The following is a 21,182-nucleotide window of genomic DNA, read 5'->3' as shown; positions in this document are numbered from 1 at the left end:
TTCGTGCTCAGGCGGCGGCGTAGCGGTTGGCGGGGCGGGCCAGGCCCAGCAGTCCGCGCAGGGTGTCGGCCTCGTAGGCGCGGCGGAAGGCGCCCCGGCGCTGGAGTTCGGGGACCAGGCCGCGGGTGATCGCCGCAAGGTCGTGGCCGAGGACGGCGGGACGCAGCCGGAACCCGCTCAGTCCGGCCGACTGCCACTCCTCCAGCAGGTCGGCGAGTTGGGCCGGGGCGCCGGTGAAGATGCGGGCGTCGCCGGTGTACGGGGTTCCGGCGAGGGCGTCGAGGCGTGCGCGCCGGGCCGTCGCGGCGGCCGGGTCGTCGTCGAGGAAGACCACCAGGTCACCGAAGATGTGCAGGGGCTGGTCGGCGCGGCCTGCCGCTTCCTGCTCGGCGCGGATCTCCGCGACGATCGCGCGGGCGTGATCGGCGTCGCGCGGGGTGACGTAGCCGATGTCGGCCTGGCGGGCCAGCAGCCGGTACGGGACGGTCCAGTGGGCGAGGGCGCTGACGACGGGCTGGCCCTGCGGTGGGCGTGGGGTGATGGACGGGCCCTTCACGCTGAAGTGCCTGCCCTCGAAGTCGATGTAGTGCAGCTTGTCGCGGTCGATGAAACGGCCGGTGGCGGCGTCCCGGATCTCCGCGTCGTCCTCCCAGCTGTCCCAGAGCCTGCGGACGACCTCCACGTAGTCGGCGGCCTCGTCGAAGAGGTCGGCCACCACCTCCTGCGCGGCCGGGCTCTCGTAGGCGTCGATGTGGGGGATCGCGCGGCGGCCGAAGTGGGCGGCCTCGTTCGGGCGCGCGGTGATCTGTGCCCGCAGGCCCGCCCGGCCGGTGCTGACGTAGTCGAGGGTGGCGATGGCCTTGGAGATGTGGAAGGGCTCGGTGTGGGTGACCACCGCGGTCGGGACCAGGCCTATGTGCCGCGTCAGCGGGGCGATGCGAGCCGCGAGAAGGACGGCGTCCAGGCGGCCACGGACCTGGTCGGTGCGACCGTCCGGCTCGAGGAGGTGGGAGGACTGTAGGCCGAGGCCGTCTTCGAAGGTCACGAAGTCGAGCAGGCCGCGCTCGGCCTCGGCGACCAGATCGGCCCAGTACCGGGCGGCGAACAGGTCCCGGGGGCGGGCCACCGGCTCGCGCCAGGAGGCGGGGTGCCATCCGGTGCCGTCGAGGGCGACGGCGAGATGCAGTGGGGAAGAGGGCGTCGAGGACACGAGTGGGTGCCTTCCTTGAGGTCCGTACGGGGTCGCCGGCCCTCATGTGAAGAGCGGGGGGCGGCACGGCGGCCGGCGAGCGCGGTGGGAGGGGCCCCGGCCGAAGGCGGGGGGTGGGGGTGGGTCAGGCGCGACAGAGCGCGCCGGCCAGGCGCCGCAGATCGATGTGCGGCCGGGCGGCGCCTCGTGGTGGCGCCTCACACCCCATGCCGTACAGGAGCGCTGCGTTGTGCGGTCTGTGCGCCGCGATGCGCCTGCCGAGGAGAAGGCCGGCCGCGTCCGCCGAGCGGGTGTGCACGCCGGCCGGGGCGGGCGGGACGGTGGCAGTGGCGGTCAGCTACACAGCGCGGTGGCGACACGCATCAGATCGACAGGGCGCCGCTGGGTGAACCGCGAAGAGATCCGCATGTCGGCGACGCTAGCCGCGCCCCGTTTGCACGTCAACAACCGCAGTCGCCAAAGGCGCCTTCCCCATTGTGTGCCCTGTACGTACGCAGGGTTACGCGAGCGTGGCCTCCCGCCACGGCACACCGGTTTCCATGGCGAGTTCATGTCATGCATATGGCATGCCTTGCCGGTGGCTCGCGCCCCGGCAAATCCTCATCAGGCCGGGGGCGCAACCGTGCGCTCCCGGTGAACTGTGCGAGCCCGCACACCCCGTAGAGCGCGCACGCACCACAGCGCGCCACCGATCGAGGAGGAATCCCTCGCGATGGCAGTGATGCGTACCACCAAGCGGCGGATCGCCGCGGCAATCGCCACGGCGGCCGCCGCCGCGTGCATCGGAGCAGGCACCACGCTCCCCGCCCACGCCGCACCGGCCGAAGGCACGGTCCTGCACGCCGGGGCCGCCGACGCGGTCCCCGGCAGCTACATCGTCACCTTGAAGAAGACGGCCGGCCTCAAGGCCGCCTCCGCCCGCGGCAAGGAGGTCATATCCGGCTACGGCGGCGCGGTGGAGCGGACCTTCACCACCGCGCTGAACGGCTACGCCGCCAAGCTCAGCCCCACCGAGGCCAGACGGCTCGCCGCCGACCCGGCCGTGGCCTCCGTCGAACAGGACCGGAGGGTCCACGCCGACGCGACGCAGACAGGCGCCCCCTGGGGCCTGGACCGCGTCGACCAGACCAACCTGCCGCTGAGCGGCACGTACACCTACCCGGACAGCGCCGGCAGCGGTGTGACCGTCTACGTCCTGGACACCGGGGTGCGGATCACCCACTCCCAGATCAGCGGCCGGGCGTCCTACGGCTATGACTTCGTGGACAACGACACCACCGCGCAGGACGGCTACGGCCACGGCACGCACGTCGCCACGACCGTCGCCGGCAGCACCTACGGCGTGGCCAAGAACGCGAAGATCGTGGCGGTACGCGTCCTCGGCAACGACGGGTCCGGCACCACGGCCGGCGTCATCGCGGGCGTGGACTGGATCACCGCCAACCACTCCGGCCCGTCCGTCGCCAACGTATCGCTGGGCGGCGGCGCAAGCACCTCCCTGGACACGGCCGTCAGCAACTCGATCGCCTCCGGTGTGACCTACTCCATCGCCGCCGGCAACTCGGGGGCCAACGCCGCCAACTACTCCCCCGCCCGGGTACCGACCGCCCTCACCGTCGGCGCCACCACCAGCACGGACGCGAGGGCAAGCTACTCCAACTACGGTTCGGTGGTGGACCTGTTCGCGCCGGGCTCGAACATCACGGCCGGCTGGAACACCTCCGACACCGCCACCTACACCGGCTCCGGCACCTCCTTCGCCGCCCCGCATGTGTCCGGCGCCGCGGCGATCTATCTCTCCGGCCACACCACCGCCTCTCCCTCCGAGGTCGGGAGCGCGCTGGTGAACGGCGCCACCCCGGGCGTCCTGTCCGGTATCGGCTCGGGCTCCCCCAACAAGCTGCTCAAGGTCGTCCAGTGACACGCTGACCGCGACGCCGGACACCGGTGATCGCACACTGCCGCCCGCCGGATCCCACCGGCGGGCGGCAGTACGACCGCGGCGGGAGATCAGGGGTCGGTGGACAGGGGCGTCGGCCGGGGGTTCGTCCAGGCCTCGGGGTCCTCGGCAAGGACCAGGACCTCATCGGGCAACGTGGCGGTGGCCACGTCGGCCAGCGTGACCTCGCCCAGAATCTTGCGGATATTGGCGCGTACCGCGACCCACAGCGGGAGCAGCGACTCCGCGGGACCGGTGTAGGAAAGCTGGGGTGGGCGCACGCCCCGCACCGACACCAGCGGTCCGTCGGCCACCCGGATCACGTCGGCGATGGCGATTTCGTCCGCCGGGCGGGCCAGCCGGTAGCCGCCGTTCCCACCGCGCCGGCTGGTCACCAGCCCGCCCCTGCGCAGATCACCCAGGATGCCTTCCAGGAACTTGTGCGGAATGCCCTGCGCCGCCGCGATCGCCTCGGCTTTGAGCGAGGCGTCGTGTCCTGCCGCCGCAAGCTCCAACGCCGCACGCACCGCGTAGTCCGCCCTCGCCGAGATCTGCATGCCGAGATTATCCGCCACTGTCGCGCCCACCCCGCTACCGGCTGCGCACGCCGTCAGGAGGGGATGGTGAACGGAGGGTGCGCACCATTGAGGAAGTAGTCCCCGACCTCGCGGAGTCTGTCGGCGACGGGCTCGCGCAGGGTGTGTGTCCTGGCGTTGCGCCAGAAGCGGTCGAATCCATGCCGCAGGAGGGCGGCACGCGCGCCGATGACGTCCAGGGCACGTCCGGTGATCTCCTGCACGGCCCGGGAGGCGGCGGACTCGGCCACACTCGCGAGTACGGCGATCTCCGCGCACTCGTCGTCGTCGAGGTCTTCGCCCCGCGCGAAGCCACGCCCCAGGGCCTCGACCGCCTGGTCGGCGAGAGCGGACGCGGAACGTGCGGCAACGGTCAGTTCCCCGTACACGCCCAGCACGTACGGGTCCCGCGACGGACCACCAGGCCAGGACTGTTCCGTGGAGAGCTGCCAGGAAGAGTGCACCACCCTGCTGTACTCGCGCACTTCGGCGAGCAGCCCCTCGGCGACGCCGAGACAGAACTGCACGGACACCAGGCGTGCGGTCGGTGCTGCCAAGCCGGCGAAGGGGGTCAGTGCGCCCTCGTCCGCGGAGAGGGAGCCGAGCACGTCGTCTTCCGTGACCGGTACGGAGTCGAACTCCACGCTGCCGCCGGCCGCCAGGCGCTGGCCGAAGGTGTCCTCGTCGTCGACGTACACGACGCCGGGGTGGGCGGGATCGACGAGGACGGCCAGGGGATCACCGCTACCGGACCCAGTGGCGCGGACGACCAGGCGATCGGCGATTCCGACTCCGGTGACACAACTCTGCCGGCCGTCCAGCACATAGCCGTGCGCGGTGGGGGTCAGCCGGGGAGGCGGTCCGCAGGAAACGAGACCGCCTCCCCAGCACCACTGCCTCGCCGCGGACTCCTGCTCGACTCGTGTGGCGAGGGCGGGGCCGGCGAAGAACCGGGCGCTGGAGGAGAGGAAGTAGTGGCAGCCGAGGAGGTAGCCGATCGCCCCGTCGGCCGCCGAGATCGTCCGGACGACCGCGTAGGCCGTACGCCAGTCCGGGCCTCCCGTGCCATGTCCGGCCGGCGCCGGCACCGTGAGCAGCCCTGCCTCGCGCAGCCGCGCAACCTCGTCGAGCGGTGGTTTCCCGGCCTGCTCACGGTCGACCGCGTCCGTGGCCAGATCGTCCGCGATCTCCCGGGCTATGCGCAGCCAGTGGTCGTGTCCGGTCTTCTGGGCAGGTAGTGCGGTGGTCATGGGGGTCTTCCTTGCGGAGCCGAGGAGGATGAGAACCCACCGCGGGCGGTGCCCGGCGGACATGCAGACCATGCTCACCCGCCCTGGCGACCGGCGTCAACATTTCCCTACTAAATCGATAGGAAAACTGGGGAAACTGCGGCGTCTTGGCCGATTTTCACCGGGTGTTCGACGGTGCGAGGCGTACAGCTGCGGCGAACGCGCGGTCGTGGCGGGCACGGCCCCTGTACATATGACTGACAAAAACCTGTCACACACGAACCGGAATGCGGGTTCGGCCGAGCCCGTTCTGACTGGCATGACTATTGGAGTAGCGCTCAACGCCTCCGACGCGCAGAACCAGGTCGACGCCACCGTGCTGCTGGCCCAGGAGGCCGCGGCCGCCGGCCTGCGGTCGGCCTGGTTCGGCCAGACCTTCGGCGCCGACTCACCCCAACTCGCCGCGCTCGTCGGGCGCGCGGTACCCGGACTGCATGTGGGCACCTCCGCGATCCCCGTCTTCGGACGCCACCCGCTGCTCGTCTCCAGCCAGGCCCAGACCGCCCAGGCCGCGACACACGGCCGCTACCACCTGGGCCTGGCCCTGGGCACGAAACTGCTGACGGAGACCGGCTTCGGCCTGCCCTTCGACCGCCCCATCGCTCGCCTGCGTGAATTCATCACCGCACTGCGGCAGTTGACGCAGAACGGCACGGCCGACTTCCACGGTGAGCTGCTCACCGCCACCACCCCGATCCCGGCGCGCGTACCGGGCGCCGAGAGCGGGGTCCCCTTGCTGGTCGCCGCGATGGGGCCGCAGGCGCTCCGGGTCAGCGGTGAGTTGGCGGACGGGATCCTGCCCTATCTGGCGGGGCCGCGCGCCTTGGCGGAACACATCGTTCCCGCTCTCACCGCCGCGGCCGAGGCCGCCGGCCGTCCCGCACCCCGGATCGTGGCCCTGGTGCCCGGCGTGGTCACGGACGATGTGGACGCGGTGCGGGCGAAGGCCACCGAGAGCCTCGCGTTCTACGAACAGATCCCGTCCTACGCGCGGGTCATCGAACGCTCCGGCCACCGGCGTGCTGCCGACGTGGCCGTGATCGGCGACGAGAAGACCGTCGAAGCCGAGGTACGGCGGTACCGCGACGCCGGCGCCACCGAGGTGGTGTTCTCGAGCACCGAGATCGCGGGAGAAGCGGACCGCCGACGCACCTGGGCGCTCCTCGGCGAACTGGCCGGCTGACAGCGCCCGTCGGGCCGCCGGCCTGACGGGCGCCGGCCCGAGGGCCGCCGGCGAACCTCGCCTGCGCAAAGCCTTGCCGTTTCACGGGTACCGCCCTAGCCTCCCGCACGGAAAGCGCTTTCTGTACGTGTGGAAGCACCTGCGGGAACCGCCATTCACCCGGCGCAGGAGCCGCATCCGCGCCTCAATGGCCGTACCGCGAGGGGTGTCCGGCAGGCAGCACATCACCTGCGTTCGACGACGAAAGGGCAGGCCGAGGATGAAACGATCACGAGCAGCGCGGCTCCACGTCGCACTGGCCACGACGGCCCTTGCGGCCGCCGCCGCGACCGGCGCGGTTCTGCCGACGCCAGAGGCGTCGGCCGCGACCGGCAGCGCCACCGGCTACGCCACCCAGAACGGCGGCACCACCGGCGGAGCGGGCGGGCAGACGGTGCGGGCCACCACGGGAACCGCGATCCATGAGGCACTGTGCAACCGGGCCAGCAGCAGCACACCCATCACCATCCAGGTCGAGGGCACCGTCAACCACGGCAACACCAGCAAGGTGTCGGGCGACAGCTGCAACACCGCCGACGACAAGATCGAGCTCAAGGAGATCAGCAACGTCACGATCATCGGGGTCGGCAGCGGAGCCGTCTTCGACCAGCTGGGCATCCACATCCGCAACGCCAGCAACATCATCATCCAGAACGTGACCGTCCGGAACGTCAAGAAGTCGGGCTCCCCCACCTCCAACGGCGGTGACGCCATCGGCATGGAGAGCAACGTCCGCAACGTCTGGGTGGACCACACCACCCTGGAGGCGTCAGGCGGGGAGTCGGAGGGCTACGACGGCCTCTTCGACCTGAAGAACAACACCCAGTACGTCACGCTGTCCTACAGCATCCTGCGCAACTCCGGCCGCGGTGGGCTCGTCGGATCCAGCGAGAGCGACACGTCGAACGGCTACATCACCTACCACCACAACCTGTACCAGAACATCGACTCCCGCACGCCGCTGCTGCGCGGCGGCATCGCCCACATCTACAACAACCACTACGTCGGCCTCAACGAATCCGGTATCAACTCCCGCGCCGGAGCCCGCGCCAAGGTGGACAACAACTACTTCGAGGACTCCAAGGACGTCCTCGGCACCTTCTACACCGACGCGGCCGGCTACTGGCAGGTCAGCGGCAACATCTACGACAACGTGACATGGTCCAGCCCCGGCACCGAGAACAACCCGGCCGGCCCCGACCCGAAGTCCAACACCACCGTCACCATCCCGTACTCCTACAGTCTCGACGCGGCCAGTTGCGTGCCGAGCGTCGTCAGCACGACGGCCGGCGCCAACAAGGGCCTACGAGTCTCGGACGGCAGTTGCTGACGGCAGCTGCTCCCCGTAGCCCCCTGCACCGACGCCGTGCGCGAGGACCTGCCAGGTCCGCAGCGCGCCAACACCGACGATGACGAGGGTCTCTCCGGCTACCTCGAGGACGATCCGCGCCGCCCGGGCACGCTATTTCAGGCAGGGACGAAAGACGTTGCCCTTGCCCCCGCTCCGTCACACAGTGTGCGGGGGCGGCGACGGGCACCACGCTGCCCGGAGTCTTCGAATCACCACAAACCGGAGAGAATGATGAGACGCACACCTGGCAGCGCTCGCGTCCTGTTTTCGGCGGCGCTGATGGCGTCGTTGGTCGGCGCCGTGGCACCCACCGCCGCTGCCGAGCCGAGGGCCTGCGCGTGGACACCGGCCATCCTGCCGCTGCCCGCCGGCGCGCTCACCGGCGACGTGGCCGCGGCTGACGGAAGTGGTGGTTACGCGGGCACGATTTCTTATGGCGCGAATTCCGCACAGGGCGGCCGCGCCGTGCTGTGGAAAAACGGAGAATTCACCGACTACGGCAACCTGGACGATCCCGAATACCAGAACTGGGTCAACGTCGCAGGGGTGAACGACGCCGGGACGGTCGTCGGAGCCGCCTACCGGGAGGCTGACGGACTTCCCGGCGCCGTCCGCTCGCGCAACGGCAAACTGGAGCGCCTGCCCGAACTGCCCGATGCCTATGCTTCGACGGCGGAAGGCGTCAACGACCACGGTGATATCGTCGGCGCCGTCGGGACGGCGGACGGCGACGCGCTGTACTGGCATCCGGTCATCTGGCCCGCCGACAAGCCCGGAACCGTGGTGGAACTGACCGGATCGCCCGACACGGAGGCTATCGCCACCGGCATCGACCAGGACGGCACCGTGCTGGTCGAGGCGGACTTCGACGGCGACCGGGTGCCATATCTGTGGAAGAACGGCGAGGCGCGCCAACTGCCCCTGCCCGACGGAGCTTATGACGTCATCACGCGCGGAATATCGAACGGCCGTGTCATCGGCCAGGTCTCCTACGATTCCGGTGACGACGGGCGAAGCGTACTGTGGGATCGCGACGGACAGCCGCGCGTTGTGGAGCGGGGCGAGGATGTCCGGGGCATCAACCGCGACGGTCAGATCGTCGGTCGCACCGATGATCCGAGCTGGCACGAATTCGGCGTGTGGCAGCTGACGACGCCCGGTTCCACATTGAGCTACGCCCCCGATCGCGGGCTTGAACTCACGGTTTCCAGTGACGACGGCACGATCGCCGGCCAGAGCTGGAAGATTCCCGGTGGCCGGGACGAGCCGACCGTCTGGACCTGCCGCTGAGCGAATTCGTTGGCTGCGCCCATGTTGTCGAGGGTGATCTACGATCACCGTATGCCGCGCTTCGCACACGACTTTCCATTCGATCCGTCCTACGGCCGAGCGCTCGACGAACTGCTGGGGATTGCGGCACCGGCCGCCCCCGCCGACTTCGACAGGTTCTGGCGCGACAGATACGAGGAAGCCCGCCGGGTCGAGCCGGAGTCGCGCATCGGCGCACTCGTGGAAGAGCGCGATGGTGTGCGGATCTTCGACGTGTCCTACGCGTCGACACGCGGCCGGCGCGGCGGCTGGCTGGTCTTCCCTGTCGACGTGGCATCGGTGCGCCACGGTTTCGTCATCGGCCATGGCTACGGCGGCCGGGCCCAGGTCGGCCAGGACATCCCGCTGCCCCTGCCCGCCTCGGCGGCGATCCTGCCGTGCGTGACCGGCATGCCGAGCAAGGGACTGCTTCCGGGCGTGCCGAGCGTCGCCGACGACCATGTGCTGCACGGCATCGACTCACGTGACGGCTATGTCATCGGCGACTGTGTCGCGGACCTGTGGTGCGCGGCCTCGGCACTCACCGAGCTGGTCCCGGCGCTCGCCGGCCGCGGACTCGGGTACCTCGGGGAGAGCTTCGGCGGCGGTCTTGGCGCCCTCGGGCTGCCGTGGGACGAGCGCTTCGCGGCGGCACAGCTACGGGTCCCCACCTTCGGCAACCACCCACTGCGCCTGACGCTTCCCTGCGTCGGCAGCGGCGAGGCCGTGCGTCGCCACCACCGAGAACACCCCGGCGTCGTCGATGTCCTCGCCTACTACGACGCGGCCACCGCGGCGACACGGATGGACATCCCGGTGCTTGCCGCCCCCGCCCTCTTCGATCCGGTCGTGCCGCCGCCGGGCCAGTTCGCGGTGTACAACGCTCTCTCGGACCCGCGTGAACTGCACGTCCTGCAAGCCGGCCACTTCCCCTATGACGGGGAGGACGTCGAGGCACAGGCGCTGCGTGCGGCCACGACGGAGTTCTTCGCCAAGCACCTGGCATGACATCGGCACCGGTTTCCCTCGCCGTGGGCGTGGGAGACCGGTGCCGATCGCCAGTGCGGGTCAGTCAGGGCCTATGAGGCATCGGCCCCGATGTTCGGCGGGCTGGGGATGGTGGCCCCGTAGTAGTCCACACCGCCGTTGCCGGACACGGCCGTTCCCGCTCCGAGGGCCGGGGAACCCGACTTGAGCGTGTAGGCCTGCGGACACGGCTGCGGCCCTGTGCCCGAGGTCGGAGACCACGAGCAGGTGCCGCCTCCGCCGGGCGAGGTGAACAGCGGGTCACCCCACACCGCGCCCGACTCGAGCCCCGTTGCCTTCCATGCGGCGAAGTCGGCGTAGGTCGTGCCGCTCCAGCGCCAACCGCCGGTGTTCGTGCCGTAGTACAGGTTGTTCGACAGGGTCATGCCGGTCTGCCCGTACGGGTTGTAGTACATCTGGCCGGTCTTGCCGTACGTGCCCTTGTTGGCCATGTGGCAGATGTTGTCCTTGATCTGCGAACCGCTGGCCCATGTGCCCGAGGCATAGCCGAACAGGAAGCACGCGCTCGCGCCGGCCTTCTTGTTGGCACTTTGGTCCTTGTTGGTGAAGAAGGTGTTGCCGTAGATCGACAGAGCGTTCTTCGGAGCGCTGGGCACCACGTCGAACAGGCCGCCCTGGGCGTTCGCCCAGTCGTCGTTCTCGGAGATGTTGTAACGGTAGGTGTTCGGCCCCCACACCCTCGAACTGGCGGTCGAGGTGTAGGCCAGGTAGCCGCTGCCCGCGTTGTCGTGGGTGTAGTTGTACTCCACCACCGAGTTCGTGGTGCCGCCGTCGAGGTCGATGCCGTCCCAGTCGCAGCCGGCGGTGTACGCCGGCGACGGCTGCACGTTGTACACCTCGTTGTGGCGGATCGTCACATCATTGGAGGTGTACGTCATGATGCCGCTGGCCCCGCCGCACGAGGTGACGTTCGCCCCGATGTCATGGACCACGTTGCGCTCGATGACCGCGCCGTTCCAGCCGTTCCCGGTCAGCCCGGCCCCGACGCTCTGGGGGGACATACCCAGGTTGTAGACGGAGTTGCCGGCGACCCGGACATTGGTGATGTTCACCCCCGAGCCCCAACCGTAGAGGCCGGGGCCGGCGGTCGAGGTCACGCTGGAACCGTGCAGCTTGTTGTCGAGGATCTGCACATCGTCCAACGGTCCGCTGTTGCCGTTGACCGCGTAGCCCAGGACCATGATCTGTCCGCCGAAGGTACTGCTGCTGCCACTGGGCGTCGCGAACCCGGAGATGTCCGAACCCGTCACCTTCAGGCCCTTGGTCGCCGTCGACGACTTCTGGTTCTGGAGCAGCACACCGGCCGCGGTCGTGGTGCCGTTGACCAGCGTCAGATTGTTCAGCTCGAAGCCGCTCACGGCATCGGCGGTGACCGCCGCCGAGTACTCCCCCGTGCAGGTGGACTTCAGCGTGGCCTTTCCGGTGCCGTACGACGTCACCTTGAACGGCGTGGACGCCGACGACACCGGCACGTTCGTCGAGTTGAAGACCAGGCAGCCGGAGAACCACTCCTGGCCCTGGAACGCCACGGTACTGCCCTGCGGGAAGGCGAATCCGTTGACCTTGCCGACCGACTTCCATGCTTGGTCCGGCGACGTTCCGCTGTTGCTGTCACTGCCGAACGTCGACACATAGTACGTGGTGGTGGCGGCGTGCGCGGTCCCGGTTGCGGCACCCGCCAGCAGCAGGCCCAGCATTCCCTGGGCCACCACTGCTGCACACATTCTTGCTCTCATGCTTACTCCCCACTGAGTGACCATGACGACGCACGGACACGCAGATGACGACTCGTGGATGAGGCATGTCCGACGCACCACGCACGGCGCAGCCGACGTGGCGTCGGACGCGATGTACCGACTCGCTGCATCACTCCCTTCGACCGGACGACAGACCGCCCCGCCGGCGGTCAGGTGATCAGGAGGGTGCGCCGGGCGCGGGTCTGTGAGCTGTTGCCCGTGTGGATGTGGATCTCGCCCGGCTCCACCGTGAAGACTCCGGCCGGGTCATTGGTCCAGAAGCCGACGTCATCCGCGCCCAGGGTGAAGCGCACTTCCCGCTCCTCCCCCGCCGCCAGCCGGATCCTGCGGAAGCCACGCAGTCGGCGAACCGGCTGGGCGATGCTCGCGGCGGGGTCCTGGACGTAGAGCTGGACCACCTCGTCGCCCTCGCGGTCGCCGCTGTTGCGGACGACGACGGACACCTCCACCGTCGCGCCTGCCCCCAGCTCCTCCGCCCCGATCCGTTCACGGCTCAGCACCGGGTCGCCCAGCGAGAAGGTGGTGTAGCTCAGGCCGTGGCCGAACGCGAACTCCGGTCCGTCGGCGAGGTCGAGGTACTTCGACACGTACTTCACGTCGGGCGCGGCCGGGTCAGAGGGGCGGCCGGTCCGCTCGTGGTTGTAGTAGAGCGGGAGCTGGCCGACCGTGCGCGGGAAGGTCACGGGCAGCTTGCCGCCCGGGACCACGGCTCCGGTCAGGACGTCCGTGACGGCGGGGCCCGCCTCGATGCCCGGGTGCCAGGCCATCACGATCGCGGACACCTTGTCCGCCCAGCCGCCGATCGTGAGCGGGCGCCCGCCGACGAGCACCACGACGCAGGGCTTGCCGGCCGCGGCGACCGCGTCGATCAGCTCCTCCTGGGCGCCGGGCAGGCCGAGTTCGCTGCGTACGGCCGCCTCTCCGCTGATCGCGGGCGGTTCGCCCACCACGAGCACGACAGCGTCGGCGGCCTCGGCAGCCGCCACGGCCTCCGGAATGCCACCGGTGTCGAACCCGTCCGAGGGCACCCCGACGGCGTGGCGGATGTCGGTGTCCGGCAGTGCCGCGCGCAGGCCGGCAAGAACCGGGACCGCCGCGGGCGCGCCGGGCAGGGTCCAGGTGCCCAGCAGGTCACCGGAGTCGGCGAAGGGGCCGACGACCGCGAGCGAGCGCAGGGCCTGCGCGTCGAGGGGCAGGACGTTGTTGTCGTTCTTCAGCAGCACCATGCAGCGCCCGGCGACCTCGCGCGCCGCGGCCCGCGCCTCGGGGGTCGGCGTCGTCAGCGCCGCGGACTCCTCGACGTACGGGCTCTCGAACAGGCCCAGTCGCAGTTTCAGGCGCAGCACCCGGGCGACGGCGTCATCCAGCCGCTCCTGGCTCAGCGCCCCGGAGGCGAGCAGGTCCCGGCCGTGGTCGACGAAGGTGGTGGAGACCATCTCCATGTCCACTCCGGCGGTCAGGGACCGCCGTGCCGCCTCGGCCTCGTTCGCCGCGTTGCCGTGCGGGATCAGTTCCTGGACGCCCGTCCAGTCGCTGACCACGACGCCGTCGAAGCCCCACTCCTCCTTGAGGATGTCCGTCAGGGTGTGCGGGTTGGCGTGGGCCGGGACGCCGCTGATGGTGTTGAAGGCCGCCATGACCGTGGCGGCGCCGGCGTCGACGGCGGCCCGGAACGGCGGCAGGTAGAGGTTGCGCAGCCGCTGCTCGGACACGTCGACGGTGTTGTAGTCGCGGCCACCCTCCGCGCCGCCGTAGGCCACGAAGTGCTTGGCGCAGGCGGCGATCCGGTCCGGCGCGCTCAGGTCGGCGCCCTGGTAGCCGCGCACCTTGGCCACCGCGTAGCCGGCGGTCAGATACGGGTCCTCACCGATACTCTCCGCGATCCGGCCCCAGCGCGGCTCCCGGGTGACGTCCATCATCGGGGAGAACGTCCAGTGGGTGCCGTTGGAGCGGGCCTCGCGCGCGGAGACCTCGGCGTCCTTCTCCGTCACCGCCGGGTCGAAGGCGGCGGCCTGGGCGAGCGGGATCGGGAACGTGGTGTGGTAGCCGTGGATCACGTCCAGGCCGAAGACCAGCGGAATGCCCAGGCGGGACTCCTCCACGGCGATGCGCTGGAGAGCGTTGCTCGTCTCGGCGCCGACGATGTTGAGCACCGAGCCGAGCAGTCCCTTGCGCGCGGCGGCCTCGGCCTGCTCCGTGTCGGCGCCGCCAGGACCGGTGCCCCAGGCCCAGGCCAGCTGCTGTAGCTGGCCCAGCTTCTCGTCGACGGTCATCTGCCCCAGGAGTTCCTCGATACGGGACTGGTGGTCATGGCCGCTCATGGCGGATTCCTCTCAGGTGTGAATAGAGCCCGCGCCCCCGGCTGTCAGGGGACCGAGGACGCGGGAGACAAACGTGCCGTCGGAATCACGGCTCGTGGGGTGCGACTGATCCTCAGTAGTGGTGCGCTCGGCTGCGGATCTCCTCCGGCCAGGCCAGTTGAATCCCGAGCGTCTGGCCGAGCAGGTGCTGGTAGTCGGCGAGCTGGGCCTGGTCCGAGCGGACCTTGCGGGGCGGCAGGGCCCGGTCGAGGCAGAACCCGGCGAGGGCCCCCACGGCCTCGCCGATGGCCCACTCCACGGGGTGCAGCCGGTAGCAGCCGTTGGTGATGTGCGTGGTGCCGATGTTCTTGTTGGCCGGCAGGAGGTTGTCGACGCGTACGGGGATCAGGGCACCCAGGGGGATCTGGAAGGGGTAGGACTCGATGTCGATGTAGGTGCGGCCCGCGGTGCTGGGATGCAGGTCGATGCGGTAGCTGCCGAGGCCCACGCTGTCGTGGAACACCTCGCCTCCGGCGCCCGGCGGACGTGCCTCGACGCCCACGTGCTGTTCGAGGACGGTGAACTCGGCCCGGATACGCCGGGATTCGCGGATGTACGGCGTCTTGGCCAGGCCGTCACGGGTGCCGGTGACGTCGGGCCGCAGACGCAGCCCCGGCCAGCCGGTGCCGCCGTCGGGGCGAGGAGCCTCGGTCTGCAACCAGTGCAGGAAGGACAGCGACAGGTCGCGGCTGGCCGCGAGCGCCGCCTGCCGCTGCTCGGCGTCGACGCCCAGTAACGGCGCCTCCCAGTAGTCGATCTGGGGCCAGTTGACGACGGTGAGGTCGGAGCCGGAGGCTTCAGCAGCCAGTTGCTCGCGGGCCAGGATGCGGCGGAACTCCCACAGGCCGAAGTGCTCGCCGGCCTCCCGGCCGCCTCCCATCAGCGGCCAGGTGCGCTGCTGGAGGGTGATCGGGACGATGTCGGTGAAGGAGAGTTGCGGGCCGGGCCAGAACGGGGCGACGGTGGTGCGCCAGTGGTCGTAGGAGGCGGGCCGGTCGATCACATGGTCCTCGCCGGGCCGGTGCTCCAGGGCGAAGCACCAGGACACGGCCTGCTGGTCGAGGGGGTCGGCGGTGTCGGGCGCGTGCGGCTCCCCGGTCTCGTCGCGGCCCTCCGCGCCGAAGACATGCTCCACGTTGGCCAGTTCCAGCAGGTCGCCGAGTTCGGTGGCGTCGGCGACGTAGGAGGCGTGGACGGTGATCTCGTGTCCGTCGTACCGGTCGGTCAGCGTGACCGCCTCGACGCGGTCGCCGTCGGTGTGTGCGGCGACGGGCTCGTACCCGGTGAGGACGGTTATCGCACCGGAGGACCGCCACGGGGCGAGCATCTCCTCGATGACGGCCACGGCCACCCGCGGTTCGTGGCACATCCGGCTCACGATGCCGAGTCCCGGGTCGAGGAGCGGGTCCTGCGCGGCCTCCGGTCTGAGGGGGTAGTTCCGGCGATAGTAGTCGCGTACGCGACGCCGGAGTTCGGCGTAGCCGGGTGGCGCGGCCGGGCCCTCGATCCAGGGATGCTCGTCGGGCGGCACGGCCTGTGCGGTGAGCTGTCCGCCGAGCCAGTCGGTGGCCTCGGTGAGCACCACCGTCCGGCCGAGCCGGGCGGCGGTGAGCGCCGCGGCCACGCCGCCGAGTCCGCCGCCGACGACGAGGAACTCGGTTCGTATTTCTCTCATGGGCTCGGGGCTCCTTCTGCCGGTCGAAGTGGCCAGTTCGGGGGCGTACCCGAAGGGCCGGCCTCGCCGGTGGGTGTGGGTTAGGTTCGGGTATCCGTGGAGAGACGGTGTGCGGGCGGCTCCCGCCCGCCGTCCGCCGGGTTTCAGGACAGGCCGGGACCTACGGACGGCGCCGCTCATCTCTCGGCTCGTCCGGCGACCCCGGGCGTTCGGCCCTACTCGCTCACCGCCGCGATGGTGGTGCCCCTGATCAGCGGACACGGCACCAGCAGGCTCCCCGTCCGCTGCTCGGGGTCGTCGAGCGTGGCCTGGAGCCGGTCCACCGCGAGGCGCCCGATCTCGATGCGGGGAATCACCAGGGAGTCCCACTGCCCGGACAGGTCCGCGGGCGCCCGCTCCAGCACGGCGACGGACACGTCATCGGGAATCTTCCGCCCACGGGCCCCCAGTTGCTCGCGCAGCGACTCCGCGAGCCGCACACTCTCCGCCACAATCGCGGTCACCGCGCCACGCGCGACCTCGTCGAGCCAGGAGCCCTCGATGTCCGGTGTGCCATGGAAACCTGGGGAGGTGTCCGTCAGGCCGAGCCGCTGGACGGCCTCCGCGTAGCCTGCGCGGCGGTCCTCGTACGGCTCCATTTCCATCCACTCGCGTACGTAGCCGAACCGCCGGTGGCCGTGTTCCGCGAGCCGTTGCACGATCTGCCCGCTCGCCGACCGGTAGTCGGGGATGATCTGCGGGATCTCCGCGCCGGGCACCTCACGGCGGCCGATGTGGAGAAAGGGATAGCCCTCGTACCAGAGCCGGGCCAACTCGCCGCGGTCGGTGGAGACACCGAGCAGAATGCTGGCGTCGGCCAGGTTGAGCCGATTGGTGCCGTTCCGGTAGACCTTCCGTCCGCCGTCGTTGCCGGACCCGGTGGAGGTGAACAGCACCAGGTCGAAGCCCGTCTCCTCGGCCCGCTCCTCGATCCCGAGCAGGAACTCGAAGTAGAAGTCCTCGTGTGCGCGGGGGAAGACGCGCTCGAAGGTGTGCACGCCCAGCAGGTTGTTCCGCTTCTTGCGCATGGCCCGGGCGGCGGGGTTGGCAACGTATCCCAGCTCGCGCACCGCTTCGAAGACTCGCTGCCGGGTTTCCTCCGGGATCCGCGCCGTCGCCGCGTTGCCGCTGATCACCCGGGACACCGCTGACTGGGACACGCCTGCCAGCCGAGCCACGTCCGCCTGGTTGGGCGCCTTGTCGCGCCGTCGTCCTGTCACGATGCTCCTCGCAGCGTCTCCCGCCGGGCTGTGGTGGCCGCGGCGTGTGTCGTCTCGGCCAGTTCCCGGGCCCGGCCCTTGACGTGCAGCCAGCACGTCGCCCAGTGCCCGTCGCCCAGCTCGGTGCGCGGCGGCGCATCGGTGACGCACTCTTCCATCGCGAACGGGCAGCGGGGGTGGAAACGGCAGCCTGCCGGCGGGTCGATCAGGCTGGGCGGCTCACCCAGCTCGTCGGCGCCCGCGAAGAGCGCGTCGCGGTCGCCCACTCCCCGCTCGGGGTCCGGGGAGGACTCTATGAGGAGTTTGGTGTACGGGTGCTGCGGTGACGCGATCACATCCTCTTTGGGGCCGGATTCCACCATCTGCCCGGCGTACATCACGGCGATCTCATCGCACAGATAGCGGGCACTGGCAATGTCGTGTGTGATGTACAGCAGTGCGAGTCCGTCCTCGGTCCGCAGCCGCTGGAGCAGATTGAGCATCTCCAGCCGGATCGACACGTCCAGCATGGAGATCGGCTCGTCGCCGAGCAGGACCTTGGGCTCCACGGCGAGCGCGCGGGCGATCACGACGCGCTGACGCTGCCCGCCGGAGAGCTCGTGCGGGAACTTCGCCGCGAAGTCCTCGGCCGGGGTGAGGCTGACCCGCTCCAGCAGCTCGGTGATCCGCTGCCGGCGCCCGGTGGCGGTGAGGTGGGGCTGGTGCAGGCGCAACGCCCGGTCGAGGTTGTAGCGGACGCGGTGCAGCGGGTTCAGCGACCCGAAGGGGTCCTGGAAGATCAGCTGCACCTCGGAGTGGTAGGAGCGCTGTGCCCGCCGGCTGCCGTTCACGGGCTCGCCGCGCAGGGCGATCTCGCCCTGCGTCGGTTCGTGGAAGCGGGCCAGTATCCGGGCCAGGGTCGTCTTGCCGCTGCCGCTCTCCCCCACCAGCGCCAGTATCTGACCGGGCTTGAGGCGGACGGTGGCGTCCTCGACGGCACGGACGACCGAGGTGCGGCCGAGCGGACCGCGGACGGTGAAGTGCTTGGAGACATTCCGTGCTTCCAGGACGTATTCCGTCTCCGTCTCCGCGGGCGCCTTGGGCACCCGCGCCGCCCGCCGGCCTGCCGAGGATGTCGCCTCGCGTAGGGGGTTGCTCACCGGTTCTGCCCTCCCGTCTCGCCGTCGGTCTCGTTCAGCAGGCACGCGGCCTCGTGCCCTGGTTCCGGCCCCACGGGCAGCAGTGCGGGCAGCCGCTCGTCGCAGCCCTCCGTCCGCCGCGCGCAGCGCGGATGGAACGGGCAGCCCGATGGTGGGCGGGCCAGGTCGGGCGGGGTGCCGGGGATGCCCCGCAGGGTGCGCAGCGGGGCGCGCAACGGCGGGAAGGAGTCCCGCAGGCCCTGGGTGTAGGGGTGCTTCGGCGCGCTGTAGAGGGCCGCCGCCCCGCCCACCTCGACGATGCGGCCGGCGTACATGATGGCGATGCGATCCGCCAGCTCCAGCAGCAGCGACAGGTCGTGCGTGACAAAGATGACCGCGAAGCCCAACTCACGTCGCAGACGCAGTACTTGAGCGAGGATCTGTCGCTGCATGACGACGTCGACGGCCGTCGTCGGCTCGTCCATCACCACCAGTTCGGGACCACAGGCCAGGGCCAGGGCGATGGCGGCGCGCTGGCGCATCCCGCCGGAGAGCTGGTGCGGATAGTCCCGGACCCGGTCGGCGGAGATCCCGACCAGGGCGAGCAGCTCCGCGGCCCGCGCCCAGGCGTCCTGCTTGTTCATCGAGCGGTCGCGGGCCCGCAGGACGTCGGCGAACTGGGCGCCGATCCGCATCACCGGATTCAGCGCGTCCATCGCCGACTGGAGCACGATGGACAGCGCCGTCCACCGGTAGCGACGCAACTGCTTGCCGTCGAGCGCGACGAGGTCGACGGGCGGGGCGCCGTCCCGGCCGTGGAAGAGGATCTCCCCGGCGGTGGTGACGGCGGGCGGGCGCTGGAGCCGGGTCAGAGCGGTGATCAGAGTGGACTTCCCCGAGCCCGACTCCCCCGCGACCCCGAGGATCTCGCCTCGGCGCAGGGTGAAGGAGACATCGGAGCAGGCGCGCACGGGGACGCTGCGCGTGGCGTACTCGACAGTCAGGCCGCGGACCTCCAGAACGGCCTGCCCGGCCGCGGCCACGGACGGCCTGTGCTGCTCAACCTGTACGGTCATCGGAATCCCCCTCCGGGCCGAGAAGTCGTGGTGCGCGAGGTCATGGGAGGCGGTGGCGGGGCACACACGGTGATCACGCCCCGCTTCCGGCTCGCGCCAGCCGCTTGGCGCGCCGGACCGACGCCGGACGGGCGGCCCGCAGCTTGGGGTTGGCGAGTTCGTCGACGCCAAAGTTGACCAGGGCCGACGCCGTACCGATCAGGGCGATGCACAGGCCGGGCGGGACGAACCACCACCACAGGCCGCGCAGGACGGCGCTCTGCTGCTGCGCCGACTGGATCATCGTCCCCCAGCTGATCGCCGAGGAGTCGGAGATGCCGAGGAAGGCGAGTCCGGCCTCGGCCATCACCGCGCCGATCATCGCGTGCAGGAACATCGACGCGATGAGCCCGGTCAGATGGGGCAGTACTTCGGCGAACACCAGTCGGCGGCCGCGTTCGCCGAGCATGCGCATGGCCCGTACGAAGTCACGGTTGGCGATGGAGAGCGCCTGAGCGCGCAGGGTGCGCGCCCCGCCGGACCAGCCGAAGAAACCGATGATCAGGGCGATGGTGGTCAGCCCGGTGCCCTCCAGATAACCGGCCACGATCAGGATCAGCGGCAGCACCGGCATGACGAGGAACAGGTTCGTGAGGAAGTTCAGGGCGGCGTCCACCCGGCCGCCGTAGTACCCGGCGGGTACACCGACCAGGATGGCCATCGCCGTGCCGACCACCGCGCCGACCAGCCCGACGTACATCGAGCCGCGGGCGCCCTCGACGATCTGCGCGAGGATGTCCTGCCCGAACTGATTGGTCCCCAGCAGGTGTTCACCGCTGGGAGGCTGGGCGATGACACTGATGTCGTTGGCGCGCGGGTCGAGACCCAGCAGGGTGTCCACCACCCAGGGGCCGAACAGGGCCAGCAGGCAGAAGAAGGCCAGGATGCCGAGGCCGATGCGGACCTTCCAGCTGGTCAGGAATGTGGTGCTCAACGCCCGTCACCCTCCTTCTCTGATGCGCGGGTCGAGCAGGGCGTACACCGAGTCGGCCAGCAGGTTGGCCAGCAGGACGGTCAGCATGATGAGGAAGAAGACCCCCTGCATCACCGGGTAGTCGCGCTGCTGGAGCGAGGTGTAGAGCAGATAGCCGATGCCCGGGTAGTTGAAGACGACCTCGGTGAGCAGGGCACCGCCGACGACATGGCCGAGGGCGAGGGCGAAGCCGGTGAAGTTCGGCAGGACGGCGTTGCGGGCCGCGTAGCGGAGCATGACCCGGCGGCCGGACAGGCCCTTGGCCTGGGCGAGCAGGATGTAGTCCTCCCGGACGGTGGTCACCGTCATGTTGCGCATGCCGAGCAGCCAGCCGCCGAAGGCGGAGAAGACGATGGTGGCGGCGGGCAGCGCCCCGTAGTGCAGCACGCTCAGGACGAATGACGGGGAGAAGCCGATCGAAAGGTCGGCGTCGTATCCGCCGGACAGCGGGAACCAGCCCAGCTGGAAGGCGAAGAGCCACAGCCCCAGCAGCGCCATCCAGAAGTACGGGATGGCCGAGACGAATGTGGTGAGGGGGGTGACCACCGTGTCGAAGCGGCCGCCGGCCTTCCAGCCGGCCACGGCGCCGATGCCGGTGCCCAGCACGAACGCGATCACCGTGGTCGAGCCGACCAGCAGCAGGGTCCAGGGCAGGCCCTGCCACAGCAGGTCGCTCACGGGCACGGGGTAGTTGCTGACCGAGACACCGAGGTTGAAGTGCGCCAGCTGGCCCAGGTACTCGAGGTACTGGCGGCCCATATTGGCATCCGGCTCGCCGAGGACCTTCTGGATCGACTCCAGGGCGCTCGGCGACACCTGCTGACCACTGACCCGCTGCAACTTGTCGACGATGCCGGCCGACGGGTCGCCCGGCATCAACCGGGGCAGAAAGAAGTTCAGGGTGATCGCCGACCAGGCGGCGGCCAGATAGAAGCCGAGGCGACGCCCCAGGAACCGCCAGCGGCGGGGCACCCTGGCCGGGCG

General features: G+C 70.2%; 16 protein-coding genes and 1 pseudogene. 5 read left to right on the top strand and 12 right to left on the bottom strand.

The annotated features are described in order from the left end of the window. Positions 1 to 7: 7 nt before the first annotated feature. Entirely contained in the window at positions 8 to 1,210 is a 1,203-nt protein-coding gene (locus ACH4S9_RS18225; protein WP_398372883.1) for an LLM class flavin-dependent oxidoreductase, read from the bottom strand. Between the two features lie 124 nt (positions 1,211 to 1,334). Beyond that, the gene (locus ACH4S9_RS18220) at positions 1,335 to 1,418 is read right to left on the bottom strand and encodes a putative leader peptide (protein WP_385338848.1); all 84 of its coding nucleotides are present in this window, start codon (positions 1,416 to 1,418) and stop codon (positions 1,335 to 1,337) included. 504 nt (positions 1,419 to 1,922) lie between these two features. Between ACH4S9_RS18220 and ACH4S9_RS18215 the strand changes: the two genes are divergently transcribed. Then, positions 1,923 to 3,131, top strand: a complete 1,209-nt coding sequence (locus ACH4S9_RS18215) for a S8 family peptidase (protein WP_398372881.1) — start codon at positions 1,923 to 1,925, stop codon at positions 3,129 to 3,131. An 89-nt stretch (positions 3,132 to 3,220) separates the two neighbouring features. Here ACH4S9_RS18215 and ACH4S9_RS18210 read toward each other — a convergent pair whose 3' ends face one another. After that, a complete protein-coding gene (locus ACH4S9_RS18210) occupies positions 3,221 to 3,706 on the bottom strand; it encodes an RrF2 family transcriptional regulator (protein ID WP_398372879.1) in 486 nt (161 codons plus the stop codon). A 53-nt stretch (positions 3,707 to 3,759) separates the two neighbouring features. Then, the gene (locus tag ACH4S9_RS18205; protein WP_398372877.1) at positions 3,760 to 4,974 is read right to left on the bottom strand and encodes an acyl-CoA dehydrogenase family protein; all 1,215 of its coding nucleotides are present in this window, start codon (positions 4,972 to 4,974) and stop codon (positions 3,760 to 3,762) included. A 298-nt stretch (positions 4,975 to 5,272) separates the two neighbouring features. On the opposite strand from ACH4S9_RS18205, the gene ACH4S9_RS18200 reads away from it, so the two are divergent. From ACH4S9_RS18200 to ACH4S9_RS18185, 4 genes and pseudogenes are all read left to right on the top strand, one after another. Beyond that, entirely contained in the window at positions 5,273 to 6,196 is a 924-nt protein-coding gene (locus ACH4S9_RS18200) for an LLM class F420-dependent oxidoreductase (RefSeq protein ID WP_311721729.1), read from the top strand. Between the two features lie 259 nt (positions 6,197 to 6,455). After that, positions 6,456 to 7,562 (top strand): annotated as a pseudogene (locus tag ACH4S9_RS18195) (polysaccharide lyase family 1 protein); the annotation flags it as partial. A 255-nt stretch (positions 7,563 to 7,817) separates the two neighbouring features. Then, entirely contained in the window at positions 7,818 to 8,876 is a 1,059-nt protein-coding gene (locus ACH4S9_RS18190) for a hypothetical protein (protein ID WP_398372874.1), read from the top strand. 51 nt (positions 8,877 to 8,927) lie between these two features. Continuing rightward, a complete protein-coding gene (locus ACH4S9_RS18185) occupies positions 8,928 to 9,902 on the top strand; it encodes an acetylxylan esterase (protein WP_385338632.1) in 975 nt (324 codons plus the stop codon). A gap of 71 nt (positions 9,903 to 9,973) precedes the next feature. Here ACH4S9_RS18185 and ACH4S9_RS18180 read toward each other — a convergent pair whose 3' ends face one another. From ACH4S9_RS18180 to ACH4S9_RS18145, 8 genes are all read right to left on the bottom strand, one after another. After that, on the bottom strand, positions 9,974 to 11,665 hold the full coding sequence (locus ACH4S9_RS18180; protein ID WP_361181810.1) for a right-handed parallel beta-helix repeat-containing protein: 1,692 nt from the start codon (positions 11,663 to 11,665) through the stop codon (positions 9,974 to 9,976). 182 nt (positions 11,666 to 11,847) lie between these two features. After that, entirely contained in the window at positions 11,848 to 14,019 is a 2,172-nt protein-coding gene (locus ACH4S9_RS18175) for a glycoside hydrolase family 3 N-terminal domain-containing protein (RefSeq protein ID WP_398372871.1), read from the bottom strand. A gap of 112 nt (positions 14,020 to 14,131) precedes the next feature. Then, the gene (locus tag ACH4S9_RS18170) at positions 14,132 to 15,733 is read right to left on the bottom strand and encodes an FAD-dependent oxidoreductase (protein ID WP_398372869.1); all 1,602 of its coding nucleotides are present in this window, start codon (positions 15,731 to 15,733) and stop codon (positions 14,132 to 14,134) included. Between the two features lie 215 nt (positions 15,734 to 15,948). Next, positions 15,949 to 16,992 carry a LacI family DNA-binding transcriptional regulator gene (locus tag ACH4S9_RS18165; RefSeq protein WP_311721723.1) on the bottom strand — a complete coding sequence of 348 codons (1,044 nt, stop codon included), beginning with the start codon at positions 16,990 to 16,992 and terminating at the stop codon, positions 15,949 to 15,951. Continuing rightward, on the bottom strand, positions 16,989 to 18,077 hold the full coding sequence (locus ACH4S9_RS18160; protein ID WP_398373023.1) for an ABC transporter ATP-binding protein: 1,089 nt from the start codon (positions 18,075 to 18,077) through the stop codon (positions 16,989 to 16,991). Before ACH4S9_RS18160 ends, ACH4S9_RS18165 begins: the two co-directional genes overlap by 4 nt. Before the next feature lie 50 nt (positions 18,078 to 18,127). Next, positions 18,128 to 19,186 (bottom strand): ABC transporter ATP-binding protein, encoded by a 1,059-nt coding sequence (locus ACH4S9_RS18155; protein ID WP_398372867.1) that lies wholly within the window; start codon positions 19,184 to 19,186, stop codon positions 18,128 to 18,130. A 73-nt stretch (positions 19,187 to 19,259) separates the two neighbouring features. Beyond that, complete coding sequence (locus ACH4S9_RS18150) at positions 19,260 to 20,159, bottom strand: ABC transporter permease (RefSeq protein WP_311721721.1); 900 nt, start codon at positions 20,157 to 20,159, stop codon at positions 19,260 to 19,262. A 6-nt stretch (positions 20,160 to 20,165) separates the two neighbouring features. Continuing rightward, the gene (locus ACH4S9_RS18145; protein WP_361182093.1) at positions 20,166 to 21,170 is read right to left on the bottom strand and encodes an ABC transporter permease; all 1,005 of its coding nucleotides are present in this window, start codon (positions 21,168 to 21,170) and stop codon (positions 20,166 to 20,168) included. Positions 21,171 to 21,182: the final 12 nt, after the last annotated feature.

Source organism: Streptomyces sp. NPDC021225 (assembly GCF_044332865.1).
Classification (GTDB): Bacteria; Actinomycetota; Actinomycetes; order Streptomycetales; family Streptomycetaceae; genus Streptomyces.
This window is presented reverse-complemented; position numbering and strand designations above follow the sequence as displayed.